This window comes from Marinagarivorans sp. (assembly GCF_982758155.1).
Map to the genome: position 1 here is coordinate 1 of NZ_CEXWTU010000129.1, position 13,675 is coordinate 13,675.

The following is a 13,675-nucleotide window of genomic DNA, read 5'->3' on the forward strand; positions in this document are numbered from 1 at the left end:
CAAGCAAGCACCCACAAACCCAAATTCCAGCAACTTATTCCGTGCCCGCCCCTTATTTAGGAAAGCCATTATGTTCACAAGAAAACATCACAGCCACAAAACCGTGGCGGTATTGGCCGCAAGCAGTTTACTGGTTGCGTGTACCGGAACCGAAGACAATCGCAGCTCATCTGTTACGTCATCTGTTAGCTCACAATCTTCATCCGTGACCGTATCTTCAGTTAGCAGCAGCTCAGTGAATAGCTCACCCGTAAGCTCGGCGCCAGCACAAAGTAGTATGCCCGCCAGCACCGCGGGATCATCCAGCTTAAATAGCCACTCAAGCCAAAATACTGTTAATGCTTTCACCCTGCGCGAAGCCGAAGACTACAATGCCGACAACAGTATTATGCTGGTGGACGGAGGCGAAGCCGTAGGCTACTTTGATACAGGCTCTTTTTTGGCCTATAACAATATACAATTTGGAACGGTTCCCGCATTAAGCATTGAATTAGACATCGCAAAAAAAGAATCCGGCGGCGAAATAGAAGTGCGCTTAGATGCCCCAGACGGTGAAGTCGCGTGTCGCCTTTCTCCCACCACAACCGGATCCTGGACCGAATACACGCCTCAGCGGGCCAGCTGTTTACCCACCACCGGCGAGCATACAATTTATTTAGTGGGCGCCAGCGGAATGGGTATTGCCAACATTAACGCTTTTCAATTTTTAACCGCCGCTTACGAACCACCCGCTTGCAACACACAAAATAGTGCGCTATTTAATAATGGCATTGAATATTCCGCGTTTAGTCAAAATTTAATTAATGAAGCCTCCGGCATCGCCCCCAGTGGACACTCAGAATCAACCGTCTGGGTACACAATGATTCGGGAGGCTTAAATCGAGTACACGCAGTGGGTATCAACGGCGAGAACGTGGGCATGCTTTACTTACAAGGTGCCACCGCTATTGACTGGGAAGATATGGCCGCGGGGCCGGGGCCCATAGACGGCGAAACTTATTTATACGTTGGTGATATTGGCGATAATAATGCCGTGCGCGATATTAAAACAATTTATCGTTTTATCGAGCCTAATATTAATGCCTTAGGTGCCCCCTTTAATGAAACGGTTACGCAAGTGGATGCTTTACGTTATCGCTACCCAGGCGGTGCCCGTGATGCCGAAGCCTTAATGGTCGACCCCAATACAAAAGACTATTACATAATCTCTAAGCGTGAAAGCCAAGTGCGCATTTATGTATCCCGATATCCGCAGCCCGTTAACGAGGTAACGACACTCGAATACTTAGGTGCTATAGCTTTAACGTCGATTACAGCAGGTGATATATCGCCCAACGGAAACGAGATATTACTGAAGGATTATGGTTCAATTTATTATTGGCAAAGGCGCCCCGAGGAATCGATCGCGCAAGCACTTTTACGCCCAGCTTTACAAGTGCCTTACAATATCGCAGAACCCCAAGGCGAAGCCATTAGCTTTACCGCATCAGCAAAAGGGTATTACACCGTCAGTGAAGAGTCTGGAAACGGCTACCGTGCGCACTTAGCTTACTATGCACAACAGTGCCAGCAATAAGAATAGGCGATATTTGTACCCACGAAGCCTTGAGCAAATACAGATTCAAGGCTTCTCGGTTTGACCGGTGATTGAAAAACATCTTGGATTAAAAAGAACCGGACATTACCTGTGGAATATACCACTCGCCTTTTTCAAGGTTTACACCGCCGTGCATTTCTTCAATAACAACCCGGTCAATAACCTGTAAACCCTGCGTGGCCATATGTTCGAACGTATCAACACCGTTATTGGGGAAGTTAGCCCGCGTGCGATGAATATTAAAACGGTTGGAAAAGTGTTGCTCAAAAATATTCTCCAAGGCTGTTTTACCTAGCATAAACCCCAACAAGCCACCCCATGTTGCCGCGGGGTTATCGGAATCCCACCCCATTAACACAGCCAACTTTACGGTTTCTTTAAAATCGCCAGCACCGTAAAACAAACTAATTAAGCTTGCACCAAAGTTAATGCCTGCCGCAAAACAGCCGTTGCAATAAAGTCCGCGCGCTGTAATGTCATAACCATCAGCTTGTTCCACCTGATACCGCTGGTAAAGCCCATCACGCACAACCTCCCACGCCTGCCCCTTGTCATATTCCGCCTTTACATAATCATACATAGCAGCACTATAGCTACCGCTAGGCAAATGCTGACGTGCTTGCTCTGCCATCACCATAATTGTCTGTTGTGCATTTATTGTTATATCGTTTATAGCGGCAAGTGAATACATAATCACATAAAACTCTGCCGCTAAAGCCGCCTCCCCCCGCCCCGCTGTGCGAATAGGGAGGTGCGCCATAGCTAACGCCACCTTGGGCTGGGTTGGTGCAAATAGGCCAAATATTTCAGTCGTTAATTGCGCATCAATCATATCGGTATCGGGATTATTGATGGGATCACTGGTTGCTGGTGGCACCATGCCTTGCTGCATTAAATCGTAAGCACGCTGATTAGACACCCATAAGTAATTTTCGGGTTTGCCGGTATCATCAGTAAAGGGTGTCGTTTCATCGCTATAAATGTGTTTTAACCAGCCGACCCGAATTTGTTCTGGCGTTAATACGCTGGTGTTATTTTGTAACAGTAAGTACTGATACATATATTCAATATCCGTATCGTCATCTGCCCCCCAAATGCCACCTGGTTTTTCATACACCCAATCAATGGTTGACGATAAATCACTCGGAACGCCCTGCCCCCAAATACTGGCTTGGTCCGGTTTGCCCCAATCGTGCCGTGTATAAAACTGACCATGAAGCCCCTCACCGCCAACTTTATCCATTTCCGTCACTAAACCGGTCCAGTTCGCAATGCATTGCCCCAACCAAAAACCCATCAATTTTTCATGATAAGCATTTCGATCAATAACCACATCTGTGGGTTTTGGGCGGTATTGCGCATACTCTAAATTAGGATTTTCGGCCAATATCGGCAAAACTACCGGGCCATTTAAAACATGCGTAAAACCACCGCAGCGCAAATAGAGCATAGCGCTCAAGGCTAACGAACAAGGCATTAAAATAAGCAAAAGTACAAACCAATTTCGACCAGCAATAAGGGCCATAGATAAACCATAAGTAAATAAGTTGATTGGTAAATAATAAAGCTGAAGAACAAGAAAGGCGTGCCACTAAAAGAGTAAATAGTGCCGATATGCGATAAATAAGTATCACTTTGCGTTGCGGTACTCCAAGTCGAATACGACTACACCCATTGCGCTAAAAAGTAGAAATGTGAAATTACCGAGGAGCATAATATCGAGGAGAAGTTTCGAGCCTGTTTTCTCACGTTTGAAGGGGCGCATGCCGCGGCATGTAACGCTTTGAGCAACGCTATTGAGGAAACAGGTGGCAAGTATTATTGGATAAAGTATTTTTTCTCGGCCCTAATGCCATACTCCAAATACTGCTACAATTAAACACTAAGTTTAGCCGTATAAGCCAGCGTACCTTCAACTAGCCACCCACGTTTTAATCAGAAAAACTACTGCAGGGCCGTATAAACTTCGCTATAGCGCATGGCCTCAGCCACTCCAAACCCAGATACCGTTTTGGCTTTTGTCCGTGTGAATACCGGCACATTAATACCCACCAAAAAGCGTGTTATCAAATCGAGGGAAGGCGTAGGTTCGCCCTTAGCGATAAGGTGCTCATTGAGTGCCTGCGCGGTATGTTTTAGCGCCGTTATATCCACCAAGCCTTCTGCTGGTTGCGCAAAGATTACGCCCTGCCCTTTACAAACACTGCAATGGCCGCACTGTTGTGGCGCTTTTTGATCATCAAAATATTTAGCAAGGCCATAGCTTAAGCAATTTTTTGATTGCAAAAAACGTAACATTAGACCAATACGTTTTATTTCACTTTGCTCGTGTTGCTTGAAATGCTGCGCTAAACGGCTTGCAAGGCCTTCGTCCAGTACGTGGTTATTAACGGCAAACACCTCTAGCGCACCAGAGGGTTTTAGCTCTATCCAACCTTTATCTTTAAAATAGTCTAAGGCCGTAATCACCCGCTTGCGGTCGCCCCCAGTGTAAGTGTTATAAACAGCATCAAAATCCACGACACCCCAAGTTCGTTTAAATTGAATATTATTTAACAAGCACTCAACAAAATTTCGGCGTTCGCCCTCAAAGGCGGCCAAAATGGTGTTTTGGTCACACAACAATTTAACTGAATATTCTGCACTGTAAGTATAAAGCGGAGTTATTACGCCTTGAATTTCGAGTTGCACTAATAGGGTTTTAAGCGTTAGCTGGCGAATATTCGATGCACTCGATAACGCATAAAGCTGCATTTCCCACTGGCCATTATCCTGATCTTGAGTAATGTGATTAAGCACCGTTTCAATACCGGCTTGCTCTGGCGTATCACCATAAACAAAATTCTCAATCGTATTCAGCGAATCCAAATTGCCTAATACAAAACAGTCAGAAGCTAAGCCATCGCGGCCAGCACGGCCAATTTCTTGGCTGTAGTTTTCGATTGATTTAGGTAAATCGTAATGCACAACATAACGAATATCGGCTTTATCGACGCCCATACCAAAGGCAATGGTCGCCACCACCAACGGGAGTTCGCCCCGCATAAAACCTTCTTGAATACGAGCGCGGTCTTCGTTTTTCATACCGGCATGGTAAGCGCTGGCGTTAATGCCCGCTTGCTGCAAGTAGCTAGCCACCCGCTCGGCGGTGTGCTGTAAGGTAACGTAGACGATGCCGCCAGCGCCATTGTAATGATTAACCAAGTTTTTCAACTCGGTATTTTTTGTGTTTTCGGCCACCGCTAAAACATGCAAATTTAAATTACTGCGGTAAAAGCCTGTTTGAATAATTGCATCATCCGCAATATTAAATTTTGCTGCCATATCCAACTTAACTTTTTTGGTGGCGGTAGCGGTTAACAGCAACGTTTGCGGGATATCCAGCGCCTGTTTATAGCGCGGCAGCTTTAAATAATCAGGCCTAAAGTTGTGCCCCCATTCAGAAATACAATGCGCCTCATCCACCACCAACAGTGATATTGCCACGCCCTCCATCAGCATTCGAAAGCGCTCGTTCTTAAAACGCTCTACCGACACCATCAATATTTTCAGCTTATTGGCTTTTATATCGGCCACTACTTGGCGGTACTCATCGTAGCTGAGTGTGGAATCTAAGCTGGCAGCAGGAATATTGTGCGCCCTTAAAAAATCCAACTGATCTTTCATTAACGCCAATAACGGCGACACTACCAAGGTTAAATACGGCAACTGCATGGCACTAAATTGATAACACAACGACTTACCCGAACCCGTCGGGAATATAGCCAACGCAGAATCACCGGCAAGTATGTGGCCAATAGCCTCTTGCTGACCTTCACGAAAACCATCAAAGCCAAATTGGGATTTTAAAACGGCATCTAAAGAGGTAGTAGGCATAATTTTGTCTTTTGAAGTGGGTGCGCAAGTTTTGGGAGCTTGATGTTGGAGCGGCTAAATCGCTGGTAGCTAACGAATAAGTAACCAGTATAGAGTATCAACAGTGATTAAGAGCGGCAACGCAAGGCAGCTTGATCTGCCCCACTACAGCCGGGTGATGGCAAGCTGAATATTCATGCGCGCCTGCGCTTCCAATTCAGTAAAAAAAGGTTCATTAATAAAAATCTTCTCACGCGCTAAAAAGCCATTAAGTACCTCGGCTCGTTTTTTCCGGTAGATAAACCAAGGTACAGCACGGTATTCACGCCGGATATTAATCTCGAACTGTTCATACACAGCTGAGCGGCTACCCAGAATAGAAAGGTCGATATCCACCAAAAAAGCCGCATCCGGCGTGCGAGTAGGTACGTTGTGCTCAGTGGCCACAATTAAATCGTAAACGCGCTTAACGGCAGCATCGCCAACACCATTATCCACTAAAAATTCGCACGCCCACTGCGCACTTTTTCGCTCGTTGTCATTTGCAAATACCTTATAAACAGCATCGTGAAACCAAAGCGCCAACTCCACTTCGCGAGGGTGAGTAAGGTTATTAGTAATACGAGTAAGGTGTGCCAAGCAGGCCTTAATGTGGTGAGTATTGTGATAATGACGGCTAGATTGCGAATACGCTTTTTCGAGCTGTTGTAATACATGCAGATTCTCACCAAAACCCCAAGCATCCATTAGTTTGAGCCAGCGTACTTTATTCATTCTATTCAGCGCCTCTAACTTTCATGATTCGTAGAATACAAAAAAGCCGAGCATAGCTCGGCTTCCTAAAAACTCACAACCCCTAAAAACTACACCTCAAACGGGTGCCTTAGGATAATAGTCTCTACGCGATCTGGCCCTGTAGAAACAATATCTACTGGCGTGCCGGTTAATTCTTCTAAGCGCTTAATGTAGTTGCGTGCTGTTTGCGGTAAACCATTAATGTCTTGCACACCAAAGGTGGTTTCGCTCCAGCCGGGCATGGTTTCGTATACGGGTTGTACGTCTTCCCAGCCTTGTGCATCACAAGGAATACCCACTTCTTCGCCTTGCTTGTTTTTATAGCCTATACAAATTTTAACTTCTTTTAGGCCATCTAAAACATCGAGCTTGGTTAAGCACATACCGCTAATACTGTTAATACGCACGGCGTGGCGCACGGCGATGGCGTCGAACCAACCGGTGCGGCGTTTACGGCCGGTGGTGGCGCCGAATTCGTGGCCTTTAACACCTAAGTGCTCGCCTACTTCACAATCGAGTTCGGTAGGGAATGGGCCAGAACCTACACGGGTGGTGTAGGCTTTGGTAATACCCAATACGTAATCTAGGTACAACGGACCAAACCCACTGCCCGTGGCAACGCCGCCGGCGGTAGTGTTGGACGATGTTACATAAGGGTATGTGCCATGGTCGATATCTAACAAAGAACCTTGCGCACCTTCGAATAAAATGTTCTCGCCATTGGCGCGGGCGGTGTGCAGCATGTCGGTTACATCGGCGATCATGGGGCGCATTTCTTCGGCCAAGCGGAAGGCTTCGGCTAAAGTTGTGTCGTAATCTACGGCCTCTACACCAAAATAATTGGTTAATACAAAGTTGTGATATTCCATCACTTCTTTGAGTTTTTCGGCGAAGCTTTCTTTATCCAGCAAATCACCTAAGCGTAAACCACGACGGGCGACTTTATCTTCGTAGGCGGGGCCAATGCCACGGCCTGTTGTACCGAGTTTATCGGCACCGCGGGCAATTTCACGGGCCTGGTCTAGGGCTACGTGATACGGCAAAATTAAAGGACACGCAGGCGATAAACGTAAACGTTCACGCACAGGTACGTTATTTTCTTCGAGTTCGGCAATTTCTTTCATTAACGCGTCGGGCGCTAACACAACACCGTTACCGATAACGCAGGTTACGCCATCGTGCAAAATACCCGACGGGATAAGATGTAATATGGTTGTCTTGCCTTCGATAACCAAGGTATGCCCCGCATTGTGGCCTCCCTGAAATCGTGCAACGTATTTAACTTGCTCGGTTAGCAAATCAACGATTTTGCCTTTTCCCTCGTCGCCCCATTGGGTTCCGAGAACAACAACATTTTTGCCCATGAAATACTGCGCTCTGTTTGTGTTAAAGAATTAGGTGAATATAAAAATTTTCTACAATGCTTTTACTTCAAAAACCCCGTCGCGCTCGACTAAACTGCGATCGCAGGTTTGATAATCGTTCGGAACTGTTTGCCAATGAGCGCCGCATACCACGCGCTCGCCGGCATCGCGTAAACGCTCGACTGCCTGCCACTGTGCAGGATGGGTGGAATGCGGAGCAAATATGCCCGTCGGTAAATCGCAAGAAGGTTGCGATAGACGCTTTAAGGGCACTAAATTAACACTAAAGCCTGTGGCCGAGCGTGCACGGCCAAAGACTTCGCCGATATGGTCGTAACGCCCGCCGGTGGCGATAGCTTCGCCAGCACCTGCGGCAAAAGCAGCAAAGACTATACCTGTGTGGTAGTTGTAACCGCGCAGTTCGCTTAAATCGAAATAGAGATGGGCTTGCGGGTAACGCTCGGATAAGGTTTCGGCCAGTACAACCAGTTCATCAAGCGCCTTACGCACAGCCGTGGGTGCGTTTGCAAATACGGCCTTGGCATCGTGCAGTACATTGGTGGCACCGGCCAATTTAGGCAGTGCCTTTAACCAAAGCGCCGCTGGCGAGCCCGCCAAATTGCGATCGACCCATGCGTTAATATCCGCCATAGCCTTGGCTTGTAATAATTCAAAAAAGGCTTTTTCTTGGCTGGGTGTAAGTTGCGCCTCGGCCGCGAGTGCGCGAAAAATGCCCACGTGCCCCAAATCGATATGTAAGTCGTTTAGGTCGGCTTCTTTAAGGGTACTTAAAAGTAATGAAACCACTTCGATATCGGCTTCGATACTGTCGTCACCAAACATCTCCACGCCCATTTGCAAAGGGTTGCGGCTAGCAAGCGCGCTTTTGGGGCGGGTGTAAAGTACGTGACCGGCATAACACAAACGGTTAATACCTTCGCGTCGCAAGCTGTGCGCATCAATACGGGCTGCCTGCGGGGTGATGTCGGCACGAATGCCTAAAGTGCGACCGCTGAGTTGGTCTGTTACTTTAAAGGTTTGTAGGTCGAGGTCTTGCCCCAAGCCAATCAATAGTGAATCGGTAAACTCGACCATTGAGGGAATGATGAGGTCGTAACCCCAACGCTGAAATAAATCCAACACGCGACGGCGCAAGGCTTCTATGTGTTCCGCCTCTTCGGGCAGCACTTCTTCGATGCCATCAGGCAACATCCAGCGATCAACTTGATTCATGGTGTGTTGTTCTAGTTAGGTTCTATTTCAGTAAAAATAATAATCCAGCGCCGAGTAGCATGCTAACTAAACCGACGATGCGTAATTCGCGATCATTCACGGCTGCCAACTTTACGACTAAACCACGCCAGCGCCCAGGGTACAGAAACGGCACTATGCCTTCTAAAATCAATACCAGGCAGATGGCTTGTAACAGTGTGTCTAACATTGAAGCTCTTTAGTCGTTGCGCTCGTTACGCCGTGTTTTTAGCTGCAGAAGTACTCCTAAGAGCAATAACTGCCACCGTGCCGATATAACTGGCACAAAAAAACCGAGCTTATCAGGCTCGGTTGCGGCATTTTAGCACCCTTTGCGGCGGGTAAAAACGATTATGACGAAAAAAACATCAGCAAGTGATGTAACTAGCTTGCTGATGCATCGGATTACCTAGCGCAGTGCCTATAAACGCGGGGACAGCTCTATTTTTGAACACCCTTAGCAGCATCGCCATTGGCCGATTTAAAGTAACGGAAGAAGTCGCTTGCGGGATCTACCAGCATCACATCTTGCTTTTGCGCAAAGGTCGCGCGGTAAGCTTCTAAGCTACGTACAAAAGCATAGAACTCTGGGTCTTGCGTGTAAGCCTTGGCGTAGGTATCCGCCGCTTTCGCATCGCCTTCACCCTTTAGCTTTTCGGCATCACGGTAAGCCTTGGCGCGCTCTACACGGGCTTGACGATCAGCATCAGCGCGAGTGATTTTGGCCATCTTTTCACCCTCAGCACGATGCTGAGCAGCCTCTAGCTCTCGCTCGGCACGCATACGTTCAAATACCGGACCACTGACTTCTACCGGCAAGTCGATACGCTTTACGCGCACATCAACCACTTCAATCCCTAAAGACGTATTCGAAAACTTATTCAGCTCGTCTTTAATTGCCAACATTAATTCATCACGCTGACCACTAACCACTTCATGTAAAGAACGCAAAGCGAACTGGTTACGCAACTCTTCATTAATACGCTGGCTTAACAAGCTGCGGGCGCGATCGATTTCACCGTTAGTGGCGGTATAGAATTTTTTCACATCTAGGATGCGCCACTTCGCATAGGAATCGACATCTACTGTCTTTTTCTCGACGGTAAGAATCGGTTCAGCAGGTGCATCTAAGGTCATGAGTCGGCCATCAAACTTTTTGACCGAATCAACAAATGGCACTTTTACGTGTAAACCCGGTGGGATATCAGCATTACTTACGCGACCTAAACGCAGCTCTACGCCACGTTCAAACTCATTGACAATGTAAAGGGAGTTAGCTGCAACAATTATTGCAAGCAACAAGGCCACGAGAGCCATTAACGACTTAGCAGACATTAGCGGCCACTCCTACGGCTAGTACTCGCCGGTAAATCACTCATAATTTCACCTTTAATATGATTGGTGAGCTGCTCTATTTCTTGCCGCGTAAAACCGCGACGGGTGCTGTTAGCGGCTGTAGTCGCGCCTTCTACCAGTTTATCTAAAGGCATGTACATCATGTTATTTCCGCCCTCAACATCAACCATTACCTTGCTGCTGTTAGCCATAACTTCTTGCACGGTTTCGATGTACAAGCGTTCACGCGTTACTTGCGGGGCTTTTTGATACTCACCCAACAACAATTCAAAGCGCTTGGCCTCACCTTCAGCCTTAGCAATCACTTCTTCTTTATAAGCACGGGCTACTTCAATAATCCGCGCCGATTCACCTTCGGCTTCTGGCACTACTCCATTCGAGTAAGTTTGCGCTTCGTTCTGAAAACGCTCTTCATCTTCGCGGGCTTTAATCACATCATCAAACGCGTCTTGTACTTCGCGCGGTGGGTTTGCATCTTCAATGTTGACCTTATCGATCAATATACCCGTGGTGTAATCATTCAAATAGCTTTGCAAACGCTCGCGAATTTCGACCCCAACAGCCGCACGGCCTTCGGTTAACACGTTGTGCATTTTAGTTGAGCCAACCACATGGCGCAGCGCACTATTGGCGGCTTGCTGCAGGCTTTCTTCTGGCGACTTCACGCGCAAAACAAAGTCTTCGGCGTTATCAATGCTGTACTGCACCGAAAGTTTGACATCAACGATGTTCAAATCTTCCGTAAGCATTTTCTCTTGCGTGCTCCACAAGCGAACTCGCGTGACGTTCTCGGTAAACACAGAGTCGATCAACGGTGGGTTCCAGCGCAAGCCAGGGCCTTTGGTTTCAGTGTATAAACCAAAGCGCAAAACCACGGCACGCTCCTGTTCGTTCACCACACCAAAACCTTTACCGGCAAAAACAACCGCGGCAAGAATCAAACCGATAATAATAAACGGGGTAATTGAACCGCCGCCTTTACTGCTACCGCCGCCAAAACCACCACCATTGTTACCGCCTTTTTTCTTGCCGGTAAACATGCCGATAAAGTTGCGCACAATTTCATCAAAATCGGGCGGGCCATCGTTATCGTTGTTGCGGTTACCCCACGGATCTTTCTTACCGTTGTCGTTACCGTTATTTCCAGAGTTGTTTCCTCCAGAATTATTACCCGGTTCATTCCAGGCCATAGTGTTCTCCGTTTTGAGATCGATTAATGTGTTTAGGGCACACCCATGCATGAAATACATTTAGGTGTGCCCTGAGATTCGATGGTTGCTACAGACTATGCGTCTAGCGGCAACCCGGTGGACAGCCAACCCAGTTGTTCGGCATCGAGCGACTCGGCGGCCAGAATACGGTTGAAATCCGCCTCTGGCAATCGCAATGCCAACTCGCAGCGTCCATCATCCAAATAATTTTCGCTTAACACCGCATTTGCGCGGTGAAAACGCGCACGCAAGCTGCCCATCCCACTATTGAGATAAGCGGTGCCCTCGCACATGCGATTACCCACTAACTCACTGATGGCAAGTTGTAATAATTCAAGCCCAGCCTGCTTTTGTGCCGAGAGCCAAACCGCAACCGGTTTACCTTCTTCATTACGGTCAAGGCGCGGCTTCATATCACTCAGCAAGTCAATTTTGTTGTAAACCAACAGCTGCGGAATATCGTTAGCGCCAATTTCAGTCAACACTTTTTGCACTTCATCCATGTTGCGCAAGCGCTCAGGGTCTGCAGCATCAATGGTATGAAGCAATAAATTAGCGCTGGCGGCCTCTTCTAGCGTCGCCCGAAAGGCCTCGACCAGTTTGTGCGGTAAACGACTAATAAAGCCCACAGTATCGGCCAGAATCACAGCGCCTACATCCGCAACTTCGACCCGCCGCATGGTCGGGTCAAGCGTTGCAAACAACTGGTTTTCGGCGTAAACATCGGAGCCTGTAACTGAATTGAAAAGCGTCGATTTACCGGCATTGGTATAACCCACCAAAGAAACGACGGGTATTTCGGCACGGCTGCGAGAGCGCCGACCTTGATCGCGCTGCCGGCGCACTTTGTCCAAGCGCTCTTTAATGCTTTTGATACGTTCGCGCAATAAACGGCGATCGGTTTCGAGCTGTGTTTCACCGGGGCCGCGTAAGCCAATACCGCCTTTTTGGCGCTCTAGGTGAGTCCAGCCGCGAATTAAGCGTGTCGACATATGCTGCAGCTGCGCGAGCTCGACCTGAAGCTTACCTTCATGAGTACGGGCGCGCAGGGCAAATATATCGAGAATAAGCGTAGTCCGATCCAGCACTCTACATTCGAGTACCGCTTCGATGTTGCGCTCTTGGCTGGGACTTAGGGTGTGGTTAAAAAGAACCAAATTGGCCTCGTGCTCATGCACAAGGTTTTTTAGTTCGTCGAGCTTACCAGTGCCCACAAAAAATTTAGCGCTAGGTCTCGAACGCGCGCCAGTTAACATTGCCACTGGGTCAGCCCCAGCAGACAATGCTAACTCTTCAAATTCTCGCGGATCGCTAGCGCCCCTTTCTTCATAGATATCGAGGTGAACTAATATTGCTAACTCACCAGATTCGGGACGATCAAAGAACAATGCAGACCTCGTTACTCAGCGTCGGGAGTTTCTTCGCCGGGCGCATCGGGGTTAATCATAGGCACACGTACTGGGCGCGATGGCACCACAGTCGAAATCGCATGCTTGTAAACCATTTGGCTTACGGTGTTTTTCAACAAAACAACAAACTGGTCAAAGGACTCAACCTGGCCTTGTAGCTTAATACCATTCACCAAATAAATGGAAACGGGTACACGCTCTTTGCGCAGAATGTTGAGGTAAGGGTCTTGTAGACTATGCCCTTTTGACATGAGGCTCTCCTTGTAAGGATTTATAAAAATAATAAACGCAGGAATACTAAGGGCTTTTGGCCATTAACACCTGCAATAAGCTGCGCTATCACTAACTATCTATGCGCAATCGGCGCTGACTACATTATAGGGTTCTAGCGGCTATAAGTTTCAAGGCTTTTGCTAAAATTTCGTCATTACTTAACATTTTCCCTGAATCACTTTGAGTATAGACCCAGCTCAAATCATGCCAACCCCGTAACCATGTTAACTGTCGCTTTGCTAGCTGACGGGTGGCAACAATGCCTTTTTCGATAAACGTGTCACGATCGTAAACACCCGCTAGGTATTCCCATGCCTGCCGGTAACCTACAGCACGCATAGACGGGGTTTCAAGGGTTAGGTCGTCCCGCGCCATCAACCCCGCCATTTCATCTAAAAAGCCGTGATCCAACATTTTATTAAAGCGCAACGCGATACGTTGGTGCAAAACTTTGCGCTCTTGTGGGGCAATAGCCATTTGCACCCACTGGTATTTATCTTGTAAACCCGCCTGCTGCCCGCCCTGCCATCGGCTCATGGGAATACCCGAGCTACGATACACTTC

Annotated in this window: 12 protein-coding genes; 1 reads left to right on the plus strand and 11 read right to left on the minus strand. The window is 47.7% G+C overall.

Annotation, left to right across the window (positions count from 1 at the left end):
• A partial coding sequence (locus AC3A8L_RS13500) for a carbohydrate-binding protein (RefSeq protein WP_487962790.1) occupies nt 1–1,576 on the plus strand: 1,576 nt, incomplete at its 5' end.
• A gap of 88 nt (nt 1,577–1,664) precedes the next feature.
• Here AC3A8L_RS13500 and AC3A8L_RS13505 read toward each other — a convergent pair.
• The 11 genes from AC3A8L_RS13505 to AC3A8L_RS13555 form a co-directional block, all read right to left on the minus strand.
• A complete protein-coding gene (locus AC3A8L_RS13505) occupies nt 1,665–3,122 on the minus strand; it encodes an ADP-ribosylglycohydrolase family protein (RefSeq protein WP_487962791.1) in 1,458 nt (485 codons plus the stop codon).
• A 419-nt stretch (nt 3,123–3,541) separates the two neighbouring features.
• The gene (locus tag AC3A8L_RS13510) at nt 3,542–5,473 is read right to left on the minus strand and encodes a RecQ family ATP-dependent DNA helicase (RefSeq protein WP_487962792.1); all 1,932 of its coding nucleotides are present in this window, start codon (nt 5,471–5,473) and stop codon (nt 3,542–3,544) included.
• A 144-nt stretch (nt 5,474–5,617) separates the two neighbouring features.
• Nucleotides 5,618–6,226 (minus strand): HD domain-containing protein, encoded by a 609-nt coding sequence (locus AC3A8L_RS13515; RefSeq protein WP_487962793.1) that lies wholly within the window; start codon nt 6,224–6,226, stop codon nt 5,618–5,620.
• Between the two features lie 89 nt (nt 6,227–6,315).
• Nucleotides 6,316–7,611 carry an adenylosuccinate synthase gene (locus tag AC3A8L_RS13520; protein WP_487962794.1) on the minus strand — a complete coding sequence of 432 codons (1,296 nt, stop codon included), beginning with the start codon at nt 7,609–7,611 and terminating at the stop codon, nt 6,316–6,318.
• A 51-nt stretch (nt 7,612–7,662) separates the two neighbouring features.
• Entirely contained in the window at nt 7,663–8,844 is a 1,182-nt protein-coding gene (locus tag AC3A8L_RS13525) for an ATP phosphoribosyltransferase regulatory subunit (RefSeq protein WP_487962795.1), read from the minus strand.
• Between the two features lie 22 nt (nt 8,845–8,866).
• Entirely contained in the window at nt 8,867–9,052 is a 186-nt protein-coding gene (locus AC3A8L_RS13530; RefSeq protein ID WP_487962796.1) for a DUF2065 domain-containing protein, read from the minus strand.
• Nucleotides 9,053–9,303: 251 nt separating this feature from the next.
• Nucleotides 9,304–10,197 carry a protease modulator HflC gene (hflC, locus tag AC3A8L_RS13535; RefSeq protein ID WP_487962797.1) on the minus strand — a complete coding sequence of 298 codons (894 nt, stop codon included), beginning with the start codon at nt 10,195–10,197 and terminating at the stop codon, nt 9,304–9,306.
• Nucleotides 10,197–11,408, minus strand: a complete 1,212-nt coding sequence (gene hflK / locus AC3A8L_RS13540) for an FtsH protease activity modulator HflK (RefSeq protein ID WP_487962798.1) — start codon at nt 11,406–11,408, stop codon at nt 10,197–10,199. The genes hflC and hflK overlap by 1 nt, the downstream gene beginning before the upstream one ends.
• A gap of 95 nt (nt 11,409–11,503) precedes the next feature.
• Nucleotides 11,504–12,817, minus strand: coding sequence for a ribosome rescue GTPase HflX (gene hflX / locus AC3A8L_RS13545; RefSeq protein WP_487962799.1), 1,314 nt, complete (start codon nt 12,815–12,817; stop codon nt 11,504–11,506).
• Nucleotides 12,818–12,828: 11 nt separating this feature from the next.
• Entirely contained in the window at nt 12,829–13,089 is a 261-nt protein-coding gene (hfq, locus tag AC3A8L_RS13550) for an RNA chaperone Hfq (RefSeq protein WP_487962800.1), read from the minus strand.
• A gap of 124 nt (nt 13,090–13,213) precedes the next feature.
• On the minus strand, nt 13,214–13,675 hold a 462-nt coding region (locus AC3A8L_RS13555), incomplete at its 5' end, for a tRNA (adenosine(37)-N6)-dimethylallyltransferase (RefSeq protein WP_487962801.1).

Excerpts from the sequence above, each read along its gene's own strand:
- AC3A8L_RS13510 (WP_487962792.1), bottom strand. The coding sequence starts at position 5,473 with ATGCCTACTACCTCTTTAGATGCCGTTTTAAAATCCCAATTTGGCTTT.
- AC3A8L_RS13505 (WP_487962791.1), bottom strand. The coding sequence starts at position 3,122 with ATGGCCCTTATTGCTGGTCGAAATTGGTTTGTACTTTTGCTTATTTTA.
- AC3A8L_RS13530 (WP_487962796.1), bottom strand. The coding sequence starts at position 9,052 with ATGTTAGACACACTGTTACAAGCCATCTGCCTGGTATTGATTTTAGAA.
- AC3A8L_RS13520 (WP_487962794.1), bottom strand. The coding sequence starts at position 7,611 with ATGGGCAAAAATGTTGTTGTTCTCGGAACCCAATGGGGCGACGAGGGA.
- hfq (WP_487962800.1), bottom strand. The coding sequence starts at position 13,089 with ATGTCAAAAGGGCATAGTCTACAAGACCCTTACCTCAACATTCTGCGC.
- hflC (WP_487962797.1), bottom strand. The coding sequence starts at position 10,197 with ATGTCTGCTAAGTCGTTAATGGCTCTCGTGGCCTTGTTGCTTGCAATA.
- hflK (WP_487962798.1), bottom strand. The coding sequence starts at position 11,408 with ATGGCCTGGAATGAACCGGGTAATAATTCTGGAGGAAACAACTCTGGA.
- AC3A8L_RS13525 (WP_487962795.1), bottom strand. The coding sequence starts at position 8,844 with ATGAATCAAGTTGATCGCTGGATGTTGCCTGATGGCATCGAAGAAGTG.
- AC3A8L_RS13515 (WP_487962793.1), bottom strand. The coding sequence starts at position 6,226 with ATGAATAAAGTACGCTGGCTCAAACTAATGGATGCTTGGGGTTTTGGT.